General features: G+C 65.9%; 20 protein-coding genes and 2 tRNA genes. 1 reads left to right on the forward strand and 21 read right to left on the reverse strand.

The window, feature by feature from the left end; translation table 11 throughout:
• Positions 1–29: 29 nt before the first annotated feature.
• Positions 30–578 carry a DUF1697 domain-containing protein gene (locus CXQ90_RS00270; RefSeq protein WP_104136096.1) on the forward strand — a complete coding sequence of 183 codons (549 nt, stop codon included), beginning with the start codon at positions 30–32 and terminating at the stop codon, positions 576–578.
• Positions 579–647: 69 nt separating this feature from the next.
• On the opposite strand, the gene CXQ90_RS22755 is transcribed toward CXQ90_RS00270, so the two are convergent.
• The 21 genes from CXQ90_RS22755 to ilvD form a co-directional block, all read right to left on the reverse strand.
• Positions 648–782: a hypothetical protein gene (locus CXQ90_RS22755; RefSeq protein ID WP_258064239.1), complete on the reverse strand. Its 135-nt coding sequence runs from the start codon at positions 780–782 to the stop codon at positions 648–650.
• Positions 783–1,057: 275 nt separating this feature from the next.
• Entirely contained in the window at positions 1,058–2,674 is a 1,617-nt protein-coding gene (locus tag CXQ90_RS00280; protein WP_104136098.1) for a GTPase, read from the reverse strand.
• Positions 2,671–4,452, reverse strand: coding sequence for a dynamin family protein (locus tag CXQ90_RS00285; RefSeq protein WP_104136833.1), 1,782 nt, complete (start codon positions 4,450–4,452; stop codon positions 2,671–2,673). Before CXQ90_RS00285 ends, CXQ90_RS00280 begins: the two co-directional genes overlap by 4 nt.
• 100 nt (positions 4,453–4,552) lie before the next feature.
• A tRNA-Glu gene (locus CXQ90_RS00290) sits at positions 4,553–4,628 on the reverse strand.
• Between the two features lie 128 nt (positions 4,629–4,756).
• Positions 4,757–4,828, reverse strand: a tRNA-Gln gene (locus CXQ90_RS00295).
• A gap of 374 nt (positions 4,829–5,202) precedes the next feature.
• The gene (locus tag CXQ90_RS00300) at positions 5,203–5,961 is read right to left on the reverse strand and encodes an HAD family hydrolase (RefSeq protein ID WP_104136100.1); all 759 of its coding nucleotides are present in this window, start codon (positions 5,959–5,961) and stop codon (positions 5,203–5,205) included.
• On the reverse strand, positions 5,961–7,496 hold the full coding sequence (gene gltX / locus CXQ90_RS00305) for a glutamate--tRNA ligase (RefSeq protein WP_104136101.1): 1,536 nt from the start codon (positions 7,494–7,496) through the stop codon (positions 5,961–5,963). Before gltX ends, CXQ90_RS00300 begins: the two co-directional genes overlap by 1 nt.
• Positions 7,497–7,611: 115 nt before the next feature.
• Entirely contained in the window at positions 7,612–8,388 is a 777-nt protein-coding gene (locus tag CXQ90_RS00310) for a fumarylacetoacetate hydrolase family protein (RefSeq protein WP_104136103.1), read from the reverse strand.
• 45 nt (positions 8,389–8,433) lie between these two features.
• A complete protein-coding gene (locus CXQ90_RS00315; RefSeq protein ID WP_104136104.1) occupies positions 8,434–9,231 on the reverse strand; it encodes an MBL fold metallo-hydrolase in 798 nt (265 codons plus the stop codon).
• Between the two features lie 112 nt (positions 9,232–9,343).
• Complete coding sequence (locus CXQ90_RS00320) at positions 9,344–10,456, reverse strand: branched-chain amino acid aminotransferase (RefSeq protein WP_104136106.1); 1,113 nt, start codon at positions 10,454–10,456, stop codon at positions 9,344–9,346.
• A gap of 100 nt (positions 10,457–10,556) precedes the next feature.
• The gene (locus CXQ90_RS00325; RefSeq protein ID WP_104136107.1) at positions 10,557–11,609 is read right to left on the reverse strand and encodes a 3-isopropylmalate dehydrogenase; all 1,053 of its coding nucleotides are present in this window, start codon (positions 11,607–11,609) and stop codon (positions 10,557–10,559) included.
• 85 nt (positions 11,610–11,694) lie between these two features.
• Complete coding sequence (locus CXQ90_RS00330) at positions 11,695–12,459, reverse strand: class F sortase (RefSeq protein ID WP_258064240.1); 765 nt, start codon at positions 12,457–12,459, stop codon at positions 11,695–11,697.
• Between the two features lie 165 nt (positions 12,460–12,624).
• A complete protein-coding gene (locus tag CXQ90_RS22245; protein ID WP_181038380.1) occupies positions 12,625–13,386 on the reverse strand; it encodes a hypothetical protein in 762 nt (253 codons plus the stop codon).
• A 400-nt stretch (positions 13,387–13,786) separates the two neighbouring features.
• A complete protein-coding gene (metG, locus tag CXQ90_RS00340; RefSeq protein WP_104136110.1) occupies positions 13,787–15,346 on the reverse strand; it encodes a methionine--tRNA ligase in 1,560 nt (519 codons plus the stop codon).
• 35 nt (positions 15,347–15,381) lie between these two features.
• Positions 15,382–16,137, reverse strand: a complete 756-nt coding sequence (locus tag CXQ90_RS00345) for an ABC transporter ATP-binding protein (protein WP_104136112.1) — start codon at positions 16,135–16,137, stop codon at positions 15,382–15,384.
• Positions 16,134–18,929, reverse strand: a complete 2,796-nt coding sequence (locus CXQ90_RS00350) for an ABC transporter permease (RefSeq protein ID WP_104136113.1) — start codon at positions 18,927–18,929, stop codon at positions 16,134–16,136. Before CXQ90_RS00350 ends, CXQ90_RS00345 begins: the two co-directional genes overlap by 4 nt.
• Positions 18,930–19,131: 202 nt before the next feature.
• A complete protein-coding gene (serA, locus tag CXQ90_RS00355) occupies positions 19,132–20,721 on the reverse strand; it encodes a phosphoglycerate dehydrogenase (protein ID WP_104136115.1) in 1,590 nt (529 codons plus the stop codon).
• Positions 20,722–20,862: 141 nt separating this feature from the next.
• Positions 20,863–21,888 carry a ketol-acid reductoisomerase gene (ilvC, locus tag CXQ90_RS00360; RefSeq protein ID WP_078026640.1) on the reverse strand — a complete coding sequence of 342 codons (1,026 nt, stop codon included), beginning with the start codon at positions 21,886–21,888 and terminating at the stop codon, positions 20,863–20,865.
• Positions 21,889–21,973: 85 nt separating this feature from the next.
• Entirely contained in the window at positions 21,974–22,486 is a 513-nt protein-coding gene (ilvN, locus tag CXQ90_RS00365; protein ID WP_055796055.1) for an acetolactate synthase small subunit, read from the reverse strand.
• A gap of 2 nt (positions 22,487–22,488) precedes the next feature.
• Entirely contained in the window at positions 22,489–24,396 is a 1,908-nt protein-coding gene (locus tag CXQ90_RS00370) for an acetolactate synthase large subunit (RefSeq protein WP_104136117.1), read from the reverse strand.
• 387 nt (positions 24,397–24,783) lie between these two features.
• Positions 24,784–26,505 (reverse strand): dihydroxy-acid dehydratase, encoded by a 1,722-nt coding sequence (gene ilvD, locus CXQ90_RS00375; protein WP_104136118.1) that lies wholly within the window; start codon positions 26,503–26,505, stop codon positions 24,784–24,786.
• Between the last annotated feature and the right edge of the window lie 79 nt (positions 26,506–26,584).

Raw genomic sequence — 26,584 nt, forward strand, 5'->3', positions numbered from 1 at the left:
CGGGATACCGCGCACAGTAGTCTGGGCGGATGACGAGCTACGCAGTGTTCCTCCGCGGCATTAATGTGGGCGGCATCAGCATCAAGATGGCGGACCTCAAGGAGGCCCTGAAGTCCCGGCCGTTCACCGACGTGACGACGCTCCTGGCCAGCGGCAACGTGGTTCTGGCCAGCGACCTCACACCGGCCGCGGTCAAGAAGGAATTTGAGGCAAGCCTGCGGGAGGCCTTCGGTTACGACGCCTGGGTGGTGGTACTGACCGCCTCGCGGGTGTCGGAGCTCGTGGAGGCGTGCCACTACCCGGCGGACGACAAGACCACGCACACTTACATCACCCTGGCCTCGGACACTGCCGCGATTGACGAGCTGTTCGCCGCCGGGGAGTCACTCGGCGGCGTTGAGCAGACCCGGCTGGGTCCGGAGGCTTCGGCCTGGCTTGCCCCGGCGGGCGGGACCCTGGACAGCCCCTTCAGCAAACTCTCGTCGAAGCCGAAGTACAAGGCGTCGACCACGACGCGCAACCTCCGGACCATGGTCAAGGTCCGGGACGCCGCAGCGGCCATCGAGTCCGACGGCTAGTCGCAGCGCCGGAAGGCGCCGTGCCCCACGACAGGAGCGCCCGCGGTCCGGACGGCAGGGAAAACCTGTTCAGTGGATGGCGAGCTCGATGGCGAGCACCGCGAGTCCAAGCGCCGCCATGATGGCGAGGACCAGGATTTTGACGTCGACGTCGCCGTGGTGTGCGCCGTCGGCGCGGCAACCTTCCTCGGACAGCTCATCCATGCCGAACCCAACCGCGACGACGCCGAGGCGACGGATAGGGCGACCGAGGCACTCCTGCAAATGCTGGGGGTGCCTGCCAACGAAGCCGGTGCAATATGTCGCAGTCCACTCCCCGAGCTCCAGACTGCAGGGCTGCGCGGTGCTGTCGACGAAGTGACAACGAACGGAGACGCGGTCCGCTGAGTTGCGCGACCTGAGGCCGCTTGTTGGCCGCTGCCGCGCCGGCGCAGTGCTCTAAGCGGTCATTGTCTGGCTACGGCAATAACGAGCCACTTCTAGGCAGCCGCCGCGGCCTTCACCGCGGCGTTGAAGGATTTCAGGCGGCTGATTTCCACCTCCACGGGCTCCACCACCAGCTGCCCGGCGACTGCCGCGACGGCGGACTTGAGCCGCCTCCTCGCGCCCGCGGCCCGTATGCGGGCTGCCGCCCCCGTGATGAACTTAGCGGTGATTGCGAGGAAAATGCCCAGCGCCGCTCCCCCCGCAATCATGAGCGTGGGGATCGGCCAGCCTTCCACGCGAGGCACCTCCGGAACCGGAAGCTGCAGGTAGCCGAGGACGGCCAGCACGCCCAGCCATCCCAGCCCGCCCACGGCGGTGAGCAGCGCGAGCCACTGGACCACGTTGAAAACCGCCCACCACCAGGATTTCTGCCCGGCCTTCAGGTCGGTACCGGCAATGGCCTGGTCCAAGGCGTCCGGAAGCTGCTCCCTGCCCTCACGGGCTGCGCCGCGGATGGACGCCCGCCACGGGCCCGGAGCTCCGTCGCTGGCTGCATCGGCGAAGTCCCGCACCGCGGCATCCGTCCGGGCCCGCTCCGGCGCCCCGGCGGGAGGCAGTGAGGTCCGGTTGACGTCGGCATTCGAAACGCTGCGCAGATTGAGCCTGCGAAGCGGGTCCGGCCGGAAGCGAATCAGCCATCTGGTGACGGGCCAGCCCGTGCGCCGGGTGGACTCATGCTTGTAGGACCCCGCCACGGCATCAACCACCAGCGGCACGTTGGCCGCACGGGAGAGCTCTTCCGCGAGCCGCGCCGCGGTTCCGTTCTTCACCCCTGCGGGCTCACCGCGCCCGGAGGCGTCCAGCAGCCGCCCGGCCGCCTGCGATACATCGGCCGACAGCCGCAGCGCGGAAGCCTCCCGCTGTGCAACCACCTGGCGGATGGCTGCCCGGACCTTGTCCACTCCCGCTCCGGTCAGCGCCGAGGCCGCCAAAACGCGCACCTTGCCGAGTCCGTCCCGGGCCAGGATTCCCTTGAGCGACTCCATGACAGGATGCAGGTCGGCTTCGGGGAGCCGGTCGATCTGGTTGAGGACCACCAGCGTCACGGCGCCGTGGGTTGCCAGCGGCGCCAGGAAGTCGTTATGGACGGCGGCGTCAGCATACTTCTGCGGATCCAGCACCCACACCAAGACGTCCACCATGCCCACAAGGCGCTGCACGGTTTCGCGGTTGGCGGCCCGCGTCGAATCAAAATCGGGCAGGTCCAGGAGGATGAGGCCGCTGGATTCGTCGGCGAAACCGTCTACGGCGCCGGCATGATGGCGCTGGCGCACGTCCAGCCAGTCCAGCAGCGCTTCGCTGCCGTCCGCTCCCCAGACACTCGCCAATGGTTCGGACGTGGTGGGCCGGCGGGCGGCCGCCGTCGCGATTTCAGCTCCGTTGACCGCATTGAAGAGGGTGGATTTGCCGCTTCCGGTGGCACCGAAAAACCCCACCACGGTGTGGTCGGCGGACAGGGACCGCCGCGAACTGGCCCGCTCTAGCACCTTGAGGACCTCGTCCAGGGTGCTGTCCGGCAGGACACCGTCGGCAAGCTCGCGGGCGTCATTGAGCGCCTCGAGGCGGCGCTGCAGCCGGGATGCTTCCCCGGCCCCGCCGTGGCGGCTCATGCGGCGCCCGCCAGCTTCTTCAGCGCCAGGGCGTGTCCAGTGAGGACTTCGGCTCCGGCGCCCGTGTCCGGGTCCAGCCGGTCCAGGAAGCGCCGCTGCTCAGCCTGCAGCAGATTCTGGCATCGGATGTGCAGGTCTTCACGCGCGGTCCGCGCAAGGCGCCGCACGGCGTCTTCGCCGAAAACCGCCTCCAGCAGCTTCTGGCCGACGACGGCGGTGCCTCCTGCCACTCCGATCTCCAGACCTGTGAGGCCGGCAGTCATGGAGAACACCACGATCATGAGTGCGGCGCCGAGTCCGTTGACGCCGAAGGACAACCACCGGGCCTGCGCCCGCTTGCCCTGCCCCTCTGTCCTGATGAGCTCCATGAGGCTTCCCTGCCAGGCGCGGATTTCCGCGGCCACAGCATCGTCAAACCCGGGGCTGGTTCCTGAAAGGTCGTCGGTTCCCAGGAGCTGGCGGCCCGCGGGGTCCGAGCGCCAGCGCTGGTCCGCATCCTCCGCCGCGTTCGCGGCTTCATCGACGATAACCGCCTGCAATCCCGTTTCAATGGCCGTTTCCACCCGGATTGCCGGCGTCGGTTCGCCGCGGAAGAAGGCGCCGACGCGGTCCCGAAAGCGGCCGATGTTCTGCTCCAGGCTCCGGAAGAATTCCCCGGTCCCGACGAAGTCCTGCCAGCGGGCCAACACCTCGCCGCGCAAAAGGGCGCCGTCCTTGGTGGCATCGAGGATCCTGGCCACGGCGTCTAGGTAGGCGCTCCGCGCATCCTCACCGAGGAGCCCGGCGGCCCGCCTTTGCTCCTCCGACGCGTCGGCCACGAGCTCGACTCTGTGGCTCAGCGCCTTGACTGTTCCGTTGAGCGTTCGCCGGGCGATGTCCGCCCTCCCCGCGGCGTCCGCGGCAAGGTTCCGCAGCCACGTTCCAAGGGCCTGCGTGGCCTCGGCCGGCAGCATGCCAAGCCTGTCAAGGGCCACCTCCGGAATGACGAAGAGGCCTGCGTCACCAAGGCCTTCCCGTGCCAGCATGGCACGGAGGTCTTCACTCACCTCAGCTTCCGCCGCGGGCGGGACCCTGTCGAGCACGACCGCCACCATGATGTCCCGCGATGCCGCGTCGAGCAGCAGCTTCCAGGGAACGGCGTCCGCATAGCGGTTGGCGGTGGTGACAAAGACCCAGAGATCGGCGGCCGCCAGGAGCTGGCCGGCGAGCTTCCGGTTGTCATCGGAGATGGAGTCGACGTCCGGTGCATCGAGCAGGGCGATCCCTTCCGGCACGGCCGGATCCCCCACCAGCACCAGCGAAGAAATCGGCGCCGCGTCGGGAGCGGGCCCGGCTTGGTTGGCCGGCACAGGGGCCCCAACCACAGTCCCCCGGATCCGGCTAAGGCTCGGCAGGACGCGTTGGTCCTCGAACCAGGCGGCATCCGCGGGATGATGCAGCAGAATGGGCTGGCGTGTGGTGGGCCGGATAGCTCCTGCCCGCGTCACGGGGTGGCCTACGAGCGCGTTCACGAGAGTTGATTTGCCGGCCCCGGTGGAGCCGCCGACGACGGCCAGCAGCGGAGCGTCCAGGCTGCGGTACCGCGGAAGGATATAGTCATCGAGTTGCGCCACGCAGTTGCGGATGTCGAGCCGGGCCCGCTCGACGCCGGGAAGCTCCAGCGGCAGCGCAGCTGAGGACAGATCCCGGCGAACGGACTCCAGGAGGGCGACGGCGGCAGCGGACTGCGCCTCTGGCTTCTGGCCGTTTGCTGGCTGGGGCTCGTTGGAGGTGGTCACAGCAACATCATGCCAGTTCACGATCTGCTGCGGTTCAGGCAGGCCGTGCCGGTCGAACAAAGAAAAACCGGCCCCGGGCAGATGCCCGGAGCCGGTTTATTGGTGACCCCAGCGGGATTCGAACCCGCGTTACCGCCGTGAGAGGGCGGCGTACTAGGCCGCTATACGATGGGGCCGCGTACTTCCAACCGGCAATTCAGCCGGTCAAGCTAAGTGATTGTTTCACACACTCAGCACGTGTTTCAAATCGAAAAGCTTGACTTGAAACTCCCGATAATCAGCGGAGTTCCGCGGATTTTCAGAGCTGGGATACCAGGACTCGAACCTAGAATGACGGTACCAGAAACCGTAGTGTTGCCAATTACACCATATCCCAATGGAACTTTCGGGCCGGTCGAAAAGGTCCAAACCTTCGCTCTCAGCGCCTCAGCACGAGTAATTACTTTACCCGAGACTTTTGCGTCGCACAAATCGGCCCCGGCGGCCCGCTGGCGTCCCGGCCACCGGGGCAGATTTGACCGCCCACTCTGCCCCGATTCGAGGAAAACTCTTGTAAATCCGCGGTTCTCGAGGAACTGCTTGCCGGCTTTCCATCGAGCAAGCGCCTTCTCCCCCGCCTCGCTGCGGTCCGATCTGCGAGCAGTGCCCGCTGTTAGCTGCATCACAATTTCCGCTGCTCCTCGTGGCGCCGCTGGTGTTCTATGCGCTCAAGCCCGGCCGCGGCGCCGGCTCGGCCACCTAAGGCGCGCGTTACTCTGGCTGCGCCACCCACCCCTGCAGCTCCAGCAGGGAACCGATCTCGCGTCCTCCAAAACCCGGGTCCGGCTCGCCGTTTCGGTTCAGCCAGACGCCCAGCAGGCCTGCCGCCGTCGAGCCTTCGGCGTCGAGCAGCCGGTTGTCCCCCACGTAAAGCGTCGTGTCCGCGGTACTGCCAAGAAGCCGGACACCCTCCAGGTAGATGGCGGGGTCGGGCTTTGGCACCCCCACGGTGTCCGTCCCCACGAGGATGCCGATGCGTTCCAGTCCGGCACTGTCCAGCTTGACTCGCTGGTAGTCGTGGACGTTGTTGCTCACGGCCCCGTAGGGAATGCCGGCCGAGTCCAGTGCGTCCAAGAGCGGCACAACATCCTCGAACGCCCTGACGTAGCTGGGCTGGAGGCGCGAGTACGAACTGAGCCAGTGCCGGGCTTCGTCGCCTTCGCCCAGTTCGACGCCGAAGTGGCCCAGCGCCGCCCGGCCGCGGAGAAGTCGCTGCTCGTTGAAGGTCAGTTCGCCGGCGAGGTAGCGGTCGTAGTAGTGAGTGGTTTCGTGCGTGAAAATCCTGCCGAACTTCTCCCACCCCGCCTGGTCCAGGCGGGGCAGGAGGTGTTCGCTGACATCGCGCAGCGCCGTGGTCATGGCGTAGGCAAGGTCCACCAGGGTGTCGTCGATGTCGAACAGGACGCCGTTGACGGCACCGGGCGGCCGGCGGTGGACGGCGCCGGCGGTTTCCGCGGCCGGACGGGTCATCAGCCGCGGAAGGCGCGCAGGCGCGCCATGGACGATTCCTTGCCCAGGATCACCATGGATTCAAACAGCGGCGGGGAGATCCGGCGGCCAGAGATCGCGGTGCGGACGGGTCCGAACGCGAGCCGCGGCTTGATGCCAAGATCCTCAACGAGCGCCTGCTTGAGGGCGGTCTGGATGTTCTCCGCGTTCCAGTCCTCGATGGGCTCGAGGGCGGCCAGGGCCGCGTCCAGAACCTCGGCCAGGTTCGCGGGCAGGCCCTTGCGTGCGTCATCGGCGATGTCGATGGCGTCGTCGCTCTTGAACAGGAAGGCGAGCATCTCCGGAGCCTCGCCCAGCAGGGAGATGCGCTCCTGGATCAGCGGCGCTGCCTCGGCGAGGATCTCTTCCTGCCGTGCGGTGAGGGTCTCGCCCACGAATCCTGCGGTGCGCAGGTACGGGACGAGGCGTGCCCGGAAATCTTCCGGTTCAAGCATCCGGATGTGCGTGCCGTTGATGGCCTCGGCCTTCTTGATGTCGAAGCGGGCCGGGTTGGCGAGGACGTCGTTGACGTCAAAATGCTCGATGAGCTGCTCCACCGTGAAGATGTCCTCGTCGGCAGACAGGCTCCAGCCCAGCAGGGAGAGGTAGTTCAGCAGGCCTTCGGGGATGAAGCCACGGTCGCGGAGCAGGAAGAGGTTGGACTGCGGGTCGCGCTTGGAGAGCTTCTTGTTCCCCTCGCCCATGACGTAAGGCAGGTGACCGAAGACGGGCATGTAGCTGGCCACACCGATCTCCATCAGCGCGCGGATCAGCACCACCTGGCGGGGTGTGGAGGAGAGCAGGTCCTCGCCGCGGAGGACGTGCGTGATGCCCATGAGCGCATCGTCGACGGGGTTGACCAGGGTGTACAGCGGAGACCCGTCGGCACGGACAATGACGTAGTCAGGAATGCTGCCGGCCTTGAACGTGATGTCACCGCGGACCATGTCCGTGAACGTGACGTCCTCGTCCGGCATCCGCACGCGGAGTACCGGCTCGCGGCCCTCGGCCCTGAACGCGGCAATCTGTTCTGCCGAGAGATCCCGGTCGAAGTTGTCATAGCCCAGCTTGGGGTCCCGGCCGGCGGCGCGGTGGCGTGCCTCGACTTCCTCCGGTGTGGAGTAGGCCTCGTAGGCGTAGCCGGCGTCGATCAGCTTGATGACCACGTCCTTATAGAGGTCCAGGCGCTGCGACTGGCGGTACGGTTCGTGCGGCCCGCCAACCTCCACGCCCTCTTCCCAGGTGATTCCGAGCCATTTCAGGGCCTCCAGCAGCTGCTGGTAGCTTTCCTCCGAGTCGCGGGCAGCATCCGTGTCCTCGATGCGGAAGACGAAAGTGCCGTTGGTGTGCCGAGCATGGGCCCAGTTGAAGAGGGCCGTGCGGATCAGGCCGACGTGCGGGGTACCGGTCGGCGAGGGGCAAAACCTGACACGCACCGGGGTTTCGGCGGTGACTTCGCGGCTCATTTCAAGGGGGGCGGAGCTGGAGGCGGGGTTGGGCGCAGAGGGAGTAGTCATAGTGACACCAACTTTACCGCGTGCGTCATGCCGGGCTGGCGGCCGAACCCGGCTGCGAAACAGGACAGCCGCTACATGGATCCCACGTGGCGGCTGTCCGGAATACTCGCGATGGTCAGCGGCGGACCACCGGGTTCGACAGGCGGCCGATGCCCTCGATCTCGACCTCGTACCGGTCCCCGGCCTGCACCAGGTCCACACCGGCCGGCGTTCCCGTCATGATGACGTCGCCGGGCAGGAGTGTGAAGGCGCTTGAGACGATGGAGACGAGTTCCCGGACACCGCGGATCATCTGGTTGGTGCTGCCGTCCTGGCGGAGCTCCCCGTTGAGCCAGCCCTTGATGGACAGGTCCTCGGGGTCCAGTTCGGTTTCGATCCATGGGCCCAGCGGGGCGGAGGTGTCGAAGCCCTTGGCGCGGGCCCATTGCAGGTCGGTTTTCTGGACGTCGCGGGCAGTGAGGTCGTTGCCGCAGGTGTAGCCGAAAATGACATCGTCCACGCGTTCCTCGGGAACGTCCTTGCAGATGCGGCCGATGACGACGCAGAGCTCTGCCTCGTAGGAGACCTCGTCGGAAAACTCCGGCAGCACGATGGGATCGTTGGGGCCCACCACCGAGGTGTTCGGCTTCAGGAACAGGAGCGGCTGCTGCGGCACGTCGTTGCCCAGTTCGCGGGCATGCTCGACGAAGTTCCGCCCCACTCCGATCACTTTGCTGCGGGGAATGATCGGCGCCAGCAGGCGGACATCCTCCAGCTTGTGGCGGATGTGCGTTCGCTCCACACCGTTGAAGAAGGGGTCGCCGTTGATGACAGTGATTTCCTCACTGCCGGGCTGGCCTTCAACAATGCCGTAGAGGGGATCAGAATCGACTACAAACCGGGCAATACGCATGGTTCCCAGCCTACAGTCTCGGCCCGGCTGCCCTGCCGCACCGTCTCAGGTCCGGTCACGAAGGATGCGCAGGTATGCCAGCTGGGCAGCAACGGAATTCTCGGCTGCGCGCCGGACTGAGGGATCGACGTCGGAATAGACAGCGTTGGTGACCTCAGTCACGCCAGCGTCCCCGCCGAGGTCCGAGAGCGCCGCCCTGATCTGGGTAAGCCGGTCCAGCCGGTGGTCACGGTAGGCGCGGACCACCGCGTCGAGGGCGGGAAGGACCGGCCCGTGGGCCGGCAGGACAGTGGCAGGCCCGAGCAGCTCCAGCCGGTCCAGCGAGGACAGATAGTCGCTCAGCCGGCCGTCCGGATGGTCCAGCACAGTGGTACCGCGGCCCAGGATCGTGTCGCCGGTGAGCACCGAGCCGGCGGGGCCGTCGAAGGGAAGGTGGAAGCAGACGGAATCGGAGGTATGCCCAGGCGTGGCCACCACCCGGACCTCGGTCCCTCCGGCCGCGATGGTCTCGCCGGGAAGCAGCGGCTCCCCCGCAAGGCAGTGGGCCGGATCGGCGGCGCGGACGGGAGCTCCGGTGATTTCGTGCAGCCGTGCAGCCCCCGCGGTGTGGTCAGCATGCCGGTGCGTGATCAGGATGAGCTCCACCGCGCGGGCGGCGGCGAGCTCCTGAAGGTGCCGCTCGTCGGCAGGCCCCGGGTCTACGACAACAGAGGCTGCATGACCGGCCCCCGCGATGACGTAGGAGTTAGTGCCGTCCAGGCTCATTGGCCCCGGGTTGGGGGCCAGGCGGTACCTGGTCAGCGTGCTACTGGCGGTTAGGGCTGGCGTGGTGTCCGGATTCACACTTTTATTCTTGCATTTCCGCTGACAGCACTCCTCCAGTACGACGGCGGGTGGCCGGCGGGCCGCCGTAGCAGCACCGCCGGCCACCCGGCGTCATACTTATCAGGGATTGTCAGGCCAGCCGGGTCAGCCAGCCGTGCGTGTCCGCGACCTTGCCCGTCTGGATTCCCAGGAGCTGCTCCCGGATGGCCATGGTGGTTTCGCCCGCCTTGGCATCCTCCGAACCGATGAACTCGGTGGCGTCTTTGAGCACGCCGATGGGGGTGATCACCGCGGCGGTGCCGCAGGCGAAGACTTCGGCGATCTCGCCGGATGCAACGCCCTCGCGCCACTCATCCAGCGTGATCTTGCGTTCGGTGACCTCGCGGCCCATGTCCCTCGCCACCTGCATGACCGACGAGCGGGTGACGCCCTCCAGGATGGTTCCGGTCAGTGCCGGAGTGACGAGTGAGCCGTCCTTCATCACGAAGAAGACGTTCATGCCGCCCAGTTCCTCAACCGCGTTGTCGTTGAACTGGTCCAGGAAGAGCACCTGCTTGCAGCCGTGGGACTCGGCTTCCTGCTGGGCGATCAGCGATGCCGCGTAATTGCCGCCGCACTTCGCAGCGCCGGTGCCGCCGCGCCCTGCCCGGGCGTACTCGCGCGAGATCCAGATGGAAACCGGCTTGAGCTCGCCGCCGAAGTAGTTTCCGGCCGGGGATGCGATGACCCGGAAGGAAACTTCACGGGCTGCGCGCACGCCCAGGAACGCCTCAGTGGCGATCATGAACGGTCGCAGGTACAAGGCTTCGCCGTCGCCGGACGGGACCCATTCCTTGTCCGCGGTGACAAGTTCGCGGATGGCGCCGAGGAAGTACTCCGCCGGAATCTCCGGGAGGGCCAGACGGCGGGCGGACTTGTTCATGCGCGCGGCGTTGGCCTCCGGCCGGAAGGTCCAGATGGAGCCGTCAGCGTGGCGATAGGCCTTGAGGCCCTCGAAGATCTCCTGGCCGTAATGCAGGACCGCTGCCGACGGATCCAGCATGATGGGGCCGTAGGCTTCAATCCGCGCACTGTGCCAGCCGCCGTTTCCGCTGGCGTCGACACTGTAGTCAACAATCGCGGTGTGGTCGGTGAAGTGGTTGCCGAATCCTGGGTTCGCCAGGATGGCTGCACGCTCCTCAGCTGACTTCGGGGTTGCCGAGGGCTGCTGGGTGAATTCGACGCCATGGGCAGTCTGAGTCATGGTTCCTCCACGGTCGGCTGCCTGGTATCTGAAGGTGGTTCAGCGTCGGACCACGGCAGCAATTGGTGATTCAGGTCAAGCTTACGCCCGTTGGCAGGGGCTAAACGGCCGCGGCGATGGCATCGCCGATGGCGCTGGTGCTCCGCGATTCGCCGGTGCGGCCTTCGACGTCGGCTACCACCGCGGACTGGATCCTGCTGGCCGCAGCGGAGTAGCCCAGGTGCTCCAGCAGGAGCGCGGCGGAGAGGATGGCAGCCGTGGGATCCGCCTTCTGCTGGCCCGCGATGTCCGGCGCCGAGCCGTGGACCGGCTCAAACATGGAGGGAGCAGTCCGGTCCATGTTGATGTTGCCCGAGGCTGCCAGCCCGATGCCGCCGGTCACCGCGGCTGCGAGGTCCGTGAGGATGTCTCCGAAGAGGTTGTCCGTGACGATCACGTCGAAGCGGGCGGGATCCGTGACCATGAAGATGGTGGCAGCGTCGATGTGCAGGTAGTCGTGCGTGACCTCCGGGAACTCTGTCGCCACAGCTTCGACGGTGCGCTTCCACAGGTGGCCCGCGTAAACGAGCACGTTGTGCTTGTGGACGAGGGTCAGCTTCTTGCGGGGCCGCTCACTGGCGCGCCGGAATGCGTCCCGGACCACGCGCTCCACGCCGTGGGCGGTGTTTAGCGATACTTCCGTGGCCACTTCGTGGGGCGTTCCGCCGCGCAGGGTCCCGCCGTTACCGACGTAGGGGCCCTCGGTTCCTTCGCGGACCACAATGAAATCGATGGTTCCCGGGTCGGCCAGCGGGCTGCCGACGCCGCCGAAGAGCCTGGACGGGCGCAGGTTGACGAAGTGGTCGAGGCTGAAGCGCAGCTTGAGGAGCATCTCGCGCTCAATGATTCCGGAGGGAATGCGGGTGTCCCCCGGGGCCGCACCGACAGCGCCGAAGAGGATGGCGTCGCGGGTCCTCAGGTCTTCGAGGACTGCGTCGGGGAGCGTTTCGCCCGTCTCCAGCCAGTGCTGGGCACCCAGCTTATAGTGGGTCTGCTCAAGGGTGACGCCTTCGGCGGCAACAACCTTTTCCAGGACCTTAAGGGCTTCTGCGATGACCTCGGGGCCAATGCCGTCGCCCGGGATGACAGCAAGATTGATGGTGGATGCGCTCATGTTTTTCAGCGTAGCCAAAGCATCCACATTCTGGTCAAACCGTCTCATTATTCGAACACGGCTCTGCGGTCCGGTCCCCTGCCGGCTACCGGCGCGGATCCGGCGATGCGACGACCGTCACGTTCTTGCCCCACAGGTCGCCGGTGTAACAGCTGATCAGGACAAGGCGGTTCGGCACGACCGACCAGATGGCGCTGTCCTTCAGCGACGACTTTGTGTACGTGGTGACCGAATCGACTTTGTACGTCAGGACGCCGGCGGACGTTGTCACGGTGAACTTTTGACCTGGAGCCGCGGCGGTGCTCAGGTGGTTGAAGGGGGCGTCCACCCCTTCCCAGCTGTGGCCGATGACATAGGTGGTGTTGGTTGACCCTGCACCCAGCTTGCCGAACGGTGTGAGCCAGTAGGCGTCCATCGTCTCCGGCGGCACGATGGTCTGGCTCTTCGTGTCTCCGCTGCTCGGCTTCAGCGGATGCACCACGACGTCAAAGTCCGCTGCGGGATATGAAATGTGCTCGGGGGCGTAGGCCGGCAGCGGCGGAGCCACCGGGGCCACCGGAGCAGCGGTGCTTCCGGCAGCAGTCGCCCGCGCTGTTGCCGTCGGCGTCGGCAGGCCTTGGCCTTGCTCTGCGGTTATTACCGCTGATGCTTCCTCGCGGGGCCTTTCGTGGTGGCCGCCGGAACCGGCGCCGTACACAAGCCAGGCCGCCAGGAGCCCGAGTCCGCAGATCGCCAGCACAATCAGGTCTGCAGATTGCAGCAGCCGCCCCCGCGCTCCGGCGGCCTGCTTTTCGGCGGCATCCGGGCCGGCGCCTCGCCTACCGGCGGCATCCGTGCCGGCGGAACTCACGGCATTTGACCTCAGCCGCCAGCTTCGCGGCCATCGGTGACGGCGATGACTGGCCATGCGATGAACTCCTTGAATGAACAACCTGGCGGATCAAGAACGGGCTCAGCAACAGGCGGGTGCGGGTGCCGCGTTCCGACTCGCGGCACCCGCCAGGCATGGTGCTGCTCAGCCCTCAGCCTTGTTGGCGGCCTCCCTCCTTCTCCACAGGACCAGCACGGAGAAGCCCATGAACAAGCCCGTTGCGGCGCCCAGCCATACCGGACTTTCCGCATCCGTCCTGCCTACTGATGTTTCGAGGTTGTAGCCAACGTTCGGTGCCGCGGGAACGGCAACGGGCACGCTGACTGCCGCCGCGGGCCGGGCCGCCGGGGCAGCCGCGGCCGGCTTCACTGCCGGCTTAGCCGCCGGAACCGCCGGCTTGATTACCGGTTTCACAACCGGCTCTTCACCGGGTTCCTCGGCCGGCGGCTCCTCATTGCCACCCGGCTCCTCGGCCGACGGCTCCTCATTGCCACCCGGCTCCTCGGCCGGCGGCTCCTCATTGCCACCACCCGGTTCTTCGGCCGGCGGCTCCTCGTTGCCGCCACCCGGCTCCTCTGGGTAGCATTCCCCCTCCTGGCCGACGCCGTTTCCGTTCCCCCCGTTTCCGTTGCCACCGGCGTTGCCGTTTTCACCCCCGTTGCCGTTGCCGCCGGCGTTGCCGTTCTGACCCCCGTTATTGTTTTCGCCGCCATTGCCGTTACCACCGTTGGGGGCGTGCTCGTTGACTTCCAGCTCAATGGTTGGATTCTTCTCAGAGCCGGTGTGGTGGCAGACAGTGACCTTTTCGGGATCGCCCTGCCCGTTGCCGGGGTCCGCACCCGCCGGAATTGTGGAGCCCAGGAGTCCAAGACCCAAAAGCCCCACCGCCGCGATAGTTCGTCTCATTTCGTGTCCCTCCATACTTCTGGTTCAAACCGACCAGACCATGGGATTTTTCCGCCTTTCAAGGGACCACTGTTCGAACGTCAAACGGTGGGATCAAGGGTGATGGAGACTCCCAAGTCGTTGTCAGTCTGCTTGCCTTTTCAGCGTAGGATGCGGCTTTGCGCGAGTCCCGAGTAGCTTGTACGCCTTGTTTTTCCGCGGTGCACTTGGTTCCGGCGCCGGGCCACTCGCTTGTCCGGGCGGCGGCACTCGCTTATGGCCCGGGACCACTCGGAGAGTGGTCTGCAGCCAGGTCCGGACAAATGAAAAACGCCCCCCGCGCCGGCGGAACCGGAGGCGGGGAGCGTTTGAACTGGGAATACTTGAGTAGCGGCGGAATTCCGCCGCAGGCCAGGCTCGGTCAGGAGTCGGCTGGCTCCTCATATTTCGGGAACACCGGCGCGGGCGCCGGCAGTTCGGTCCCCGCAACGATGGGTGTCTGGATCGCGGCGAACTGGCGGGCGTCGCCCTCCGGCTGGCCCAGCGTCCCCAGCAGGGCGGCAGTCGCCGCCGGCATCACCGGCTGCGCAAGGATGGCCACGATGCGCAGCACCTCAAGCGTGACGTACAGCACCGTCTGCATGCGTTCGACGTCGGTCTTCCGCAGGACCCAGGGGGCCTGCTCGGCGAAGTAGGCGTTGGTGTCCCCCAGCACGCCCCAGATCGCCTCGAGCGCGCGGCTGAACTCCTGCTTGTCGAACGCGGCGCGCGCCTGATCCAGGAGAGCGTTGGCCTGGGCAAGGATAGCCGTGTCCTCTGCCGTGAACGCTCCGGGAACGGGAACGCGGCCTTCGCAGTTCTTCGCGACCATGGACAGTGAACGCTGGGCGAGGTTTCCGAAGTTGTTGGCCAGGTCGGAGTTCATCCGGCCCACAATGGCTTCGTGGTTATAGCTGCCGTCCGCGCCGAAGGGAACCTCGCGGAGGAAGAAGAACCGCACCTGGTCGAGGCCGTACTGGGCCACGAAGTCGGCCGGCGCCACGACGTTGCCCAGCGACTTGGACATCTTGACGCCGTTGTTCTGCAGGAAGCCGTGGATCATGACCCGCTTGGGCAGCTCGAGGCCCGCGCTCATCAGGAACGCCGGCCAGTAAATGGCGTGGAAGCGTGAGATGTCCTTGCCGATGACGTGCACGTCGGCGGGCCAGTACTTCTTGAACGATTCCGAGTCGACGTCGGGGTACCCGGCACCGGTGAGGTAATTCGTCAGGGCGTCGACCCACACGTACATGACGTGCTTTTCGTCCCCGGGAACGGGCACACCCCAGTCGAACGTGGTGCGGCTGATGGACAGGTCCTCCAGGCCGCGCCGCACGAAGCTAATGACCTCGTTGAAGCGGGACTGCGGGGCACCGAATTCAGGCTGCGACTCATACAGTGCCAGCAGCTTGTCCTGGTAGGCGGACAGCCGGAAGAAGTAGCTCTCCTCGGCGGTCCAGGTCACGGGGGTGTCCGACTCCTTGGTGTACCGGGCGCCGTCCTCCTTGACCACGGTGTCGTCTTCGACGTAGTAGGCCTCGTCGCGGACGGAGTACCAGCCCTCGTACTTGGACAGGTAGATGTCGCCGTTGGCTTCCATCCGGCGCCAGATTTCCTGGCACGCGGCGTAGTGGTCCTGATCCGTGGTGCGGATGAAGCGGTTGTGGGAGATGCCCAGGTCCTGCTCCATCTGTTGAAATGCTGCGGAGTTCCGGTCCGCCAGTTCCTTGGCCGTCAGGCCTTCCTTCTCCGCCGACTGCTGCATCTTCAGCCCGTGCTCATCGGTGCCGGTCATGAAGAAGACATCGTGGCCGTCCAGCCGTTTGAACCGCGCCATGGCATCGGTGGCAATGACCTCGTAGGCGTGGCCGATGTGCGGCACGCCGTTGGGGTAGCTGATGGCCGTGGTGATGTAGAACGGGCGCTTTTCTGAAGAAGTCACGGGCAGGAAATTACCTTTGGTGCGGAGGGATGAATCTAGATCAGTTCGGTCAGGGTATCGCTCAGCCGGACCAGTTCGTGGTCATGTGACGCAACCAGGACCGCAATGCCATCGGACGTCGTGTCCTTCAGAATGCTGATGATGCGGTTGGCTGAGGCCCGGTCAAGGCTCGCGGTGGGCTCGTCAACCACCAGGACGCGCGTACCGAGGATCAGGGCGCGGGCAATCGCGACGCGCTGCCGTTCACCGCCGGACAACTGTGCGGGGCGGTGCCGCATCCGCCGGCCGAGGCCGACGAGATCCAGCAGGTCCTTGGCCATGTCGCGCCGCTGGTCCACTTCGCCGTCCGGGACGGCCGGCAGGAGGACATTTTCGAGGGCGCTCATTCCGTCGATGAGTGCTCCGCCTTGGTCGACGTAGCCGATCAGGGCACGCCGCCGGTCGGCGATCTCGTCGTCGCCCATGCTTTCGAGGGACTCGCCCTCCCACAGCACCCGGCCCGACGTCGGCAGGGTAAGCCCCGCGCCGACGGTCAGGATGCTGGTCTTGCCTGAGCCGCTCCGGCCCGCAACGCAGTGCATCTCACCTGCGTGGAGGGTCAGGTCGAAGCCCTCCACCACGCTCACGGCGTCGGCTCCGCCTTTTCCGCCGCCGTAGCGGATGGTGATACTGCTCAGCTCGAGCGGGGTAGCATGATCGGCGGCCTTGACGAGGGTGTTGGCGCGCGTCTGGAGCGAGCCCCCGCCATCGTTATTCCCGCGCTCCCGGCGAAGGTTCAGGTCGTTAGTCATTGGACCACTTTCGTTGCAATCGGAATCCAGCAAAGTACAGCCACGAGCCCGGCCACGGCGGCCCAGAGCGCGGCATAGGGGGCAAGGAGCAGTCCGACGCCGAGGGCACCGAGCACGCCCAGCGGAACCGCAACCGCACCCACCAGGGCATTTTCGAAGAACCGGACCTGGCCGAGCATGTCGGGGTTCCATCCCATGGCCTGCAGCGTTCCGAGGTACTGGCGCTTGGCCTGCAGCTCGAAGCGGCCGGTCACGAGTGTCAGCACGAGCCCTACTGCAACTCCGGAGAGGCCCAGGACGATGCTTGGCAGGGCCACGCTGGCGGCGGCAAGGCCGCTGAGCGCGCTGGCCCCGGCCGCCCGCGGGATGTCGATCAGCAGGGCCACCAGTCCGCCCACAGCGGCGCCGAACACGCCGACCGCCACGGCGAGGGAAATCGCGTTGAAGCGGTTGGTGCTCAGCTGCCGGTTGGCGAAGGTCAGCGGCGAATCGACGGCGATGAGCCGCTCGTCGTGCTGTGGTTCCTGGTCGACTTTCTCGCGGTGGCGCAGCATCTGGGCGGCGACAAATGCCGCCGCCAGATAGAGGACCAGCACGGATGCCGAAACAATCACGGTGGCGAGGTTCCAGCTCAGCAGGCTCAGGACGACCCCGGCGACGGCGAGCAGCCCCGCGCCCACGGCGAATTCCTCCAGCACCCACGAGCGGATACGCCGCTGAGTCCACCCCATGGCCCGCAGGGTTCCGGCCTCGCGGCGCCGTTGCCGGATATAGCTCACGGTCGATGCGCCGGTGAGCAGCGCGGCGCCGCAGAGAGTCAGGAAGAGAAGAGTGAGGTTCGTCGCGGTCAGCGAGCCGGTCACGGCGTCGGCGGCATCCTGCCTGACCCACGACTGCCGGACTGTGCCCAGCGCAGACTCCTTGCCGGCGTCGTCCTTGGAGTAACCGGGAACGAAGATGTTGGCGTCCTCGCGTGAAGAGCCGGCCACAACCGTGGCTTCCAGGCCCATGTCCCGGATCTCGTTGGCGAGCCTCTCCACCTCCGGCTGTGCCTGCTTCCAGCTGCCGGCCGCGCTGGCGCGCACGCGCACGGCGTCAATGACTGACGCGTTCTTCTCGTATCCGCGGGCAGCCGCCAGGCCGTAGTAATCCGTGATGGCCCCGGCGGACTGGCTGACAAGCCCCGTGGCGCTCAAAGAAGGCTTGAGTGCGGCATCCGGAACATCCTTGCCCTCGGCGTCCTTGGTCAGGGTCATCGGCGTCGGGTCGTAGCCCCCCAGCGGAAGCCGGTTGACGTCCCCGGCCGCTTCCTGCACGGCGGCGGGGTCGAACGTGCCGTAAACCATGGCGAGGGGCGTCGCCAGCTTCTTGCCCGTTTCCAGGTTCTCCCGGTAGGAGCGCTCATCGACGGGGTTGCGCTGGGTCTGGTCCACAGGCTCCCCGCCGGCAGTCTTCTCCGGAAGGCGGTTGACCGTGACCCAATCACCGGGCGTTGCGGTCTTGTCCGTGGCGCCGTTGCCCGCGGTGGAGCCGTCGGTGTACTTGGGGGCCGACGCGAAGTTGGTGCTCCACGTCGCGGGGCTGTAGAGCCCGCGGCTGAAGTTCGCGGAGTTGCCGAGCAGTTCGGAGTAGTCCGTGGAGCCGGGCCAGGAAAGCGCGAAGGGCGACTTGGACACGAACGGGAGGTAGTCCTTGTCCAGGGAGCGGTCCGCCGTCCCGATCTCCTTGACCACATTCCCCGAGTCGTCGATTTCCTCGATCTTCACGGAGTATTTCAGGTCAGTGGACGTACCGGAGCGGACGATCAGCGGAATGGCCTGGGAATCCCCGGTCAGCTCACCGCTGCGCTTCGCCTGCTGGTACTGGGTCATGAGCGGCGCCCAGTACTTGAGCTTGACGCCCAGGAAGTCCGGCCCCTCCTCAAGCTCCTCCATGCCGATGCCGTTGGTGAAGAGGCTTTCGAAATGGCGGCCGATGGCCTCGGCGCTGCGGGCATCCGCGGGCGGTGCCTTCTCCAGCGGGGCCAGGAAGTCTCCGGAGGTCCCGAGCAGCGCGCGCTCGGAAACGGGGTCGACGGCGACCACGGACTCCGTGACCTCCGGTGCCATGGGCAGGGCCACGGAAAGGTTGAAGAGGTTGTGCTCGGAGCCTCCGGCAGGCTCGGGGAACTTGATGCCCGTCTCCCCCTCGGGACCGGCAATACGGATGCTTTTGCCGCCGTCGACCTGTTCTTCCACGAGCCGGGCCTTGCCGAGTGATCCTTCGGCTGTCGACTTGAAGAGGGTCTTCTCGGACGCGCCGTCAGAGCTCGTGGCGCTGGCGGTCAGCCGGTACTTCTTAGGGGTCTCGCTCAGCACGGACTGCGCGGCCGGCCACTTGCTGGGGTCGGTGCCGCCGGGCTGTCCCGCCGTCGCCGTGCCGACGAGGCCTGCGTTGAAGCCGAGGTAATCCATCGCTTCCAGCCGGGGGGCTTCCAGGTTCTGGGTGACGCGGGAGACCAGGCTGATGGGCGCGGCCACCGAGGTGCCGGACAGGTCCCGGATCCCCTGCAGCTGATCGAAACTGATGCCGCCCTGGCCGTTGGCGATTTCCGGCTGCATCAGGGCACCGCCGGACCCGGCCTTGGCCTGGACCAGGATGTCATAGAGCCCGCGCGAGTTCTCGTCCACTGTCCGGTTCAGCGCTGCCTGCGACTGGTTCTGGACGAGGACGGACAGGCACATAGCGACGATCAAAATGGCAGCGGTCAGCAGCAGCACTTTGCTTCTGATGAACCTCTGGACGGCGTTCATTGAGCTCCCTGAAACCTGGATTGCGTGTGCACGCCACGATCACCGGTGGATGTGGGGGGTGTCCCTTGCGGGCGTGCAAAAAGTATTAGCCGGCCTGCCGGCGAGATCCTCAAATTCGGACCTAGCCATTGTACGCAGACCGGCCAATCATACTGGTCCAAGGTGGACTCCGAGCGACGTGGAGTTCACCTTGGGAAGGACCCTAGTCTTCGAGGTCCACTTCACGCACCATTTCAGCGCCGATGCCGGCCTTGATGGCGTCAAGCACCTGCTGCGGGACTGAGCTGTCGATGGTGAGCAGCGCAAGCACCTGGCCGCCCTCAGCCTGCCGCGCCACCTGCATGCCGCCGATGTTGATGTTGTTCATGCCGAGGATGTGCCCGATGGTGCCGATCACGCCGGGACGGTCCGCGTAGGAAACCACCACGAGGTGTTCGCTGATGGGGATTTCGACGTCGTAGCCGTTGACGCCCACCAGCTTCTGCACCTGCTTGGGGCCCGTCAGGGTGCCGGCGACGGAGATCTGCGAGCCGTCGCTGAGCGCACCGCGCAGGGTCAGGACGTTGCGGTAGTCCTCGGCCTCGGGGGTGGTGATCAGGCGGGTGTTGATGCCGCGCTGCTCGGCAATCACAGGGGCGTTGACGTAGGAGACCTGTTCGGTGACGACGTCGGCGAAGATCCCCTTGAGGGCCGCCAACTCCAGGACTTTGACGTCCAGGGCGGCGATTTCACCGGCGACCTCGACGTCGATCTGGGTCAGGGACGCGTGCGTCAGGGCGGTGAAGATCCGGCCTAGCTTCTCGATCAGCGGGATGCCCGGGCGGACGTCGGGGGCGATCACGCCACCGGCAACGTTCACGGCGTCGGGGACCAGTTCGCCGGCCAGGGCGAGCCGGACGGATTTTGCCACGGACACACCGGCCTTTTCCTGGGCTTCGTCCGTGGAGGCACCCAGGTGCGGGGTCACCACGACGTTGTCCAGTTTGAAGAACGGCAGGTCCGTGCTGGGCTCCTGGACGAAGACGTCCACGGCAGCTCCGGCGATCTGGCCGTCCTGAAGGGCGGTGTAGAGGGCTTCCTCGTCAACGAGGCCGCCGCGGGCGACGTTGATCACGTAGGCGGTGGGCTTCATCTTGGTGAACGCGTCGGCGCCGAGCATCCCGACGGTTTCCGGGGTCTTGGGCATGTGGATGGTGACGAAGTCCGAGTGGGCCAGCAGCTCGTCCAGGCTCACGAGCTTGACGCCGAGCTGCGCGGCCCGGGCGGAGGTGATGTAGGGATCGTAGGCCAGGATTTCGGTGTCGAAGCCCTGGAGGCGTGCAGCCACCAGGGCGCCGATGCGGCCCAGGCCGATGATGCCGACCTTCTTCTCGAACAGCTCGATGCCCGTGTACTTGGAGCGCTTCCATTCGCCGTCCTTGAGGGCGGCGCTGGCCTGCGGGATGTGGCGGGCCAGGCTCAGGATGTGGCCCACGGTGAGTTCGGCGGCAGAGACGATGTTCGAGGTCGGGGCGTTGACCACCATGACCCCGGCCTGCGTGGCGGCTTTGATGTCAACGTTGTCGAGGCCCACGCCGGCGCGGGCGATGACCTTCAGGTTCTTGGCAGCAGCAATGGCTTCGGCGTCTACCTTGGTGGCGGAGCGGACCAGGATGGCATCCACGTCCGCAATGGCAGAGAGCAGCTGGGATCGGTCGGCACCGTCGGTCTGGCGGATTTCGAAGTCCGGGCCGAGGGCGTCGATTGTGGCGGGCGAAAGTTCTTCGGCGAGCAGTACTACGGGTTTTGACACGGCTGATCCTCTGCGTTGCAGTCCTGGGGATGGATTAAGTCTAGGCTGACGGAAAGGCCGGGCTCACATTGTTAAGTGTGAACCCGGCCTCACTGTCGCATTCTGGATGGCCCCTAGCCGGTGGTCTAGGACGCCTCAGCCTTAGCGGGCTGCAGAGCCTTCAACGTAGTCCTGGTCCTGCTGCTGCCAGGAGAACAGGGAGCGCAGCTCGCGGCCAACGGCCTCGATCGGGTGCGCCTCTGCCTTGGCACGCAGTTCCTTGAACTCGGCGCCGCCGTTGTCCTGGTCTTCAATGAAGCGCTTGGCGAAGGCGCCGTTCTGGATGTCGGCGAGGACAGCCTTCATGTTTTCCTTCACCTCGGGGGTGATGACGCGCGGGCCGGAGACGTAGTCGCCGTACTCCGCGGTGTCGGAAACGCTCCAGCGCTGCTTGGCAATGCCACCTTCCCACATGAGGTCAACGATGAGCTTCAGCTCGTGGAGCACCTCGAAGTAGGCGATCTGCGGCTGGTAGCCGGCCTCGGTCAGGGTCTCGAAGCCGTACTGGACCAGCTGGGAGACACCGCCGCACAGGACGGACTGCTCGCCGAAGAGGTCCGTTTCGGTCTCTTCGGTGAAGGTGGTCTTGATGACACCGGCGCGGGTGCCGCCAATGGCCTTGGCGTAGGACTTGGCGAGTTCCCAGGCGGAACCGGAGGCGTCCTGCTCCACGGCAATGATGTCGGGGATGCCGCGCCCGGCTTCGAACTCGCGGCGTACCGTGTGGCCCGGGGCCTTCGGAGCGATCAGGATGACGTCAACGCCCTCCGGAGCCTGGATGTAGCCGAAGCGGATATTGAAGCCGTGGGCGAAGGCGAGGGCCTTGCCGGGGGTCAGCTTGTCCTTGATGGAGTCGTTGTAGATCGAGCGCTGGTGCTGGTCCGGTGCCAGGATCATGATGACGTCGGCCCATTCGGCGGCGTCGGCAACGTTCTTGACCGTGAAGCCTGCTTCCTCGGCCTTGGCGATCGACTTCGAGCCTTCCTTGAGGGCGATGGCAACCTCGACGCCGGAATCGCGCAGGTTCAGCGCGTGGGCGTGGCCCTGGGAGCCGTAGCCGACAATGGCCACCTTGCGACCCTGGATGATCGACAGGTCGGCGTCGTCGTCGTAGAACATTTCAGTCACTTGGGTGTCTCCTTTGAGTGGATTCTTTGTAGTTAGGTGTCTCTGGTGCTGCGGTTACGGGCGGAGCGTGCTGCTTGGGCAATGCCTAAGCGGAGCGCAGCGCCCGGTCACTCATGGAGCGGGATCCCCGTCCAACGGCCAAGGTGCCGGACTGCACAATTTCGCGGATACCGAAGGGCTCCAACACTGAAAGCAGTGCCGTGAGCTTTTCGGGATGGCCTGTTGCTTCAATAACCACGGAGTCGGTGGAGACGTCGACCACTGAAGCGCGGAACAGGTCTGCAGCCTGGGTCACCTGCAGACGAGTTGCGGCATCCGCACGTACCTTGACCAGGATGTGGTCGCGCTGTACGGAAGATTCGGAAGTCAGTTCAACAATCTTGATCACGTTGACCAGCTTGTTCAACTGCTTGGTGACCTGTTCGATCAGGTCACCGTCGGCGTCGACGACGACGGTCATCCGGGACATGCCCGGAACTTCGGTCGGGCCAACGGCCAGGGAATTGATGTTGAAGGCCCGGCGGGCGAAAAGGCTCGCCACTCGGGTCAGCACACCGGGCTTGTCTTCGACCAGAACGGACAGTGTATGGCGGCTCATGATCAGTCCTCCTCTTCCCATTCCGGGGTCATGTTGCGGGCAACCTGGATCTGGTCGTTGCTGACCCCTGCGGGCACCATCGGCCACACCATGGAGTTGGGGCTGACAACGAAGTCAATGACCACGGGGCGGTCGTTGATTTCCAGGGCCTTCTGGATAGTGGCGTCGATGTCCTCATCGCGTTCGCAGCGGAAGGAGGCGCAGCCGTAGGCCTCGCCCAGTTTGACGAAGTCCGGGATGCGGACGGTGTCGTGGCCGGTGTTGAGGTCCGTGTTTGAGTAGCGCCCTTCGTAGAAGAGCGTCTGCCACTGCCGCACCATGCCCAGCGAGGAGTTGTTGATGACGGCGACCTTGATGGGGATGTTGTTGATGGCGCAGGTGGCCAGTTCCTGGTTGGTCATCTGGAAGCAGCCGTCACCGTCGATGGCCCAGACCACGCGGTCCGGCTCCCCCACCTTGGCGCCCATGGCGGCAGGCACAGCGTAGCCCATGGTGCCGGCGCCGCCGGAGTTCAGCCAGGCGTGCGGGCGCTCGTACTTGATGAACTGCGCGGCCCACATCTGGTGCTGGCCCACGCCGGCGACGTAGATGCCTTCGGGGCCTGTCAGTGCGCCGATGCGCTCGATGACACGCTGCGGTGCGCTGAGTCCGTCCTCGGGCTCGGTCCACCCCAGCGGATACGTTTCCTTCAGGTTGTTCAGGAAGGCCCACCAGCTGGTGAGGTCCGGAGTGCCCGCGGAAGCGAACTGCGTGCGGACGGCTTCCGTCAGTTCCGGAATGATTTCCTTGACCGACCCGACAATCGGAACGTCCGCCGTGCGGTTCTTGGAGATCTCGGCGGGGTCGATGTCGGCGTGGATCACCTTGGCGTTGGGCGCGAAGGTCTTCAGGATGCCGGTGACGCGGTCATCAAACCTGGCCCCGAGGGTGATGAGGAGGTCCGACTGCTGCAGCGCGGTCACGGCGGAGACCGTGCCGTGCATGCCCGGCATGCCGACGTGCTGCGGGTGCGAGTCCGGGAAGACGCCGCGGGCCATCAGGGTAGTGACCACGGGCGCGCCGGTGATTTCTGCCAGCTCACGGAGCTCGGCCGCGGCATGCGCCTTGACCACACCGCCGCCGACGTACAGCACGGGCTTGCTGGCGGCGGCGATCAGCTTGGCCGCCTCGCGGACCTGCTTGTTGTGGCCGCGGACCACCGGGCGGTAGCCGGGGAGGTCGATCTTCGGGGGCCAGGAGAACGTCATTTGTCCCTGCTGGGCGTCCTTGGCAACATCAACGAGGACGGGTCCCGGCCGGCCCGTCGAGGCGAGGTGGAACGCCTCGGCCATGACGTGGGGGATGTCGTTGGGGTCCGTCACCAGGAATGAATGCTTGGTGATAGGCATGGTGATGCCCACGATGTCGGCTTCCTGGAATGCGTCGGTGCCGATCACTCCGCTGGAAACCTGGCCGGTGATGGCAACCAGCGGAACGGAGTCCATGTGCGCATCCATGATGGCCGTGACGAGGTTGGTGGCACCGGGGCCCGAGGTGGCGATGCAGACGCCCACCCGCCCGGTAACCATGGCGTAGCCTTGCGCGGCGTGGCCGGCTCCCTGCTCGTGACGGACCAGAACGTGGTTCATTTTGGAGGCCATCAGAGGGTCATAGGTGGGCAGGATCGCGCCACCGGGCAAACCGAAAATATCGTCGACGCCGAGTTCTTCGAGCGAACGGACAATTGCTTGCGAGCCGGTCATCACCGTCGGGGGTACGACGTTGTTCGGCCCAAGTACGGGAGAGGCGGTTGCAGCAGTGTCGACGCCGACGGCGGTTTCAGCCGTCCGGTCGGCGCGTTCCGGAGCCTTGGGGGCTCCAGCGGACTTAGTAGCCATCAGCGAGGGGCTGATCGGCGATCCTTTGCTCATCGGACTCTTCCTTAGTCGATCTTGAATTGGGGCGGTGCTGGGTGACGCTGAACGTTGCCACGCTGGAAAATAAAAAAACCCCTCAGCCTGGCGGCTCTTCGAGGGGTTGCGCGTGACGGTTCGTTACCAGTCGGGCTATGGAGCCACGCGCTTGGTAAGGACGACGACGGCGCCGACGGTAACGAATGCGATCATGCGTTCAGTTTTCCCTCTGGTGAGAACCGTGTCAACGAAGCGACCGGCCATCTCACCATTTGGACATCTTTGTCCACGAACTGGCCCTCATCAGTCCATCACGACCCGGCCGCGCCGGCGGCAGGGTTTAATACGGGTGATCCCGAGGGCCCCTGACGGTGCGGCGGCAGCGCCGCACCGTCAGGGAAGGCATCACCCGCAGTATGCGCCCGTGGAGGCGCTGTGCACCAGCTTGGCGTACTTGGCCAGGACACCCTTGGTGAACTTGGCCGGCAGCGGTTCCCAGCCGATCTTGCGGGACTCGAGTTCGGCGTCGTCCACCAGCAGGTCGAAGCTGCGGGCCGCGATGTCCACGCGGATCCGGTCGCCGTCCTTGACGAAGGCGATAGGCCCGCCGTCAACGGCTTCGGGAGCGACATGGCCGATGCACAGGCCCGTGGTTCCGCCGGAGAAGCGGCCGTCGGTCAGCAGCAGCACGTCCTTGCCCAGGCCGGCGCCCTTGATGGCGCCGGTGATCGCGAGCATCTCGCGCATGCCGGGGCCGCCCTTGGGTCCTTCGTAACGGATCACCACGACGTCGCCGGCTTTGATTTCACCGTTGTCCAGCGCGTCCAGGGCGCCCTGCTCGCGTTCGAAGACGCGGGCAGTCCCTTCGAAGACGTCGGCGTCGAAGCCGGCGCTCTTCACGACGGCGCCTTCCGGAGCCATCGAACCGTGCAGGATGGTGATGCCGCCGGTCTTGTGGATCGGGTTGTCCAGGGCGCGCAGGATCTTGCCGTCGAGGTCCGGCGGGTTGATGGACGCGAGGTTCTCGGCAAGGGTCTTGCCTGTGACGGTGAGGCAGTCGCCGTGCAGCAGTCCGGCGTCGAGCAGTGCCTTCATGATGACCGGCACGCCGCCGATCTTGTCGACGTCGGTCATCACGTAGCGGCCGAAAGGCTTGAGGTCACCGAGGTGCGGGATCTTGTCGCCAATGCGGTTGAAGTCATCGAGGGTCAGCTCGACCTCGGCCTCGCGGGCGATGGCCAGCAGGTGCAGCACGGCGTTCGTGGAGCCGCCGAATGCCATGGTGACGGCGATGGCGTTCTCGAAGGCCTTCTTGGTCATGATGTCGCGGGCAGTGATGCCGAGGCGGAGCAGGTTGACCACCGCTTCGCCGGACTTGCGGGCGAACTCGTCACGACGGCGGTCAGCGGACGGCGGAGCGGCCGAACCGGGCAGGGACATGCCCAGGGCCTCGCCGATGCAGGCCATGGTGTTGGCGGTGTACATGCCGCCGCAGGCTCCTTCGCCCGGGCAGATGGCCTTTTCGATGCGGTCCAGGTCTTCGCGGCTCATCTTGCCTGCCGCGCACGCGCCCACAGCCTCGAACGCGTCAATCAGAGTGACTTCCTTTTCGGAGCCGTCCTCGAGCTTGACCCAGCCCGGCATGATCGAGCCCGCGTAGAGGAACACGCTGGCAAGGTCCAGGCGGGCCGCGGCCATGAGCATGCCCGGAAGGGACTTGTCGCAGCCGGCCAGCAGCACGGAGCCGTCAATGCGCTCGGCCTGCATCACCGTTTCCACGGAGTCGGCGATGACTTCGCGGGAGACCAGGGAAAAGTGCATGCCCTCGTGGCCCATGGAAATGCCGTCCGAAACGGAGATGGTGCCGAACTGCATGGGGAATCCGCCGCCGGCGTGGACGCCTTCCTTGGCGCCCTGGGCCAGCCGGTTCAGGGAAAGGTTGCAGGGGGTGATTTCGTTCCAGGAGCTCGCGACGCCGATCTGCGGCTTGGCGAAGTCGTCATCACCCATGCCGACGGCCCGGAACATCCCGCGCGCCGGAGCCGCATGGATGCCGTCTGTGACAACCCGGCTCCGGGGTTTGATGTCAGGCTTGTTGTCGGTTGCTATCTGGGTGTCCTCACTCATGGGTCAAAGTCTATGACTCCGGCAAGGGAGCCAACGACCGGCGGCGGCCCGTTAAGCGGAAATCCGGGAATATTTCGAT

Source organism: Arthrobacter sp. ZGTC131, from assembly GCF_002929275.1.
Classification (GTDB): domain Bacteria; phylum Actinomycetota; class Actinomycetes; order Actinomycetales; family Micrococcaceae; genus Arthrobacter.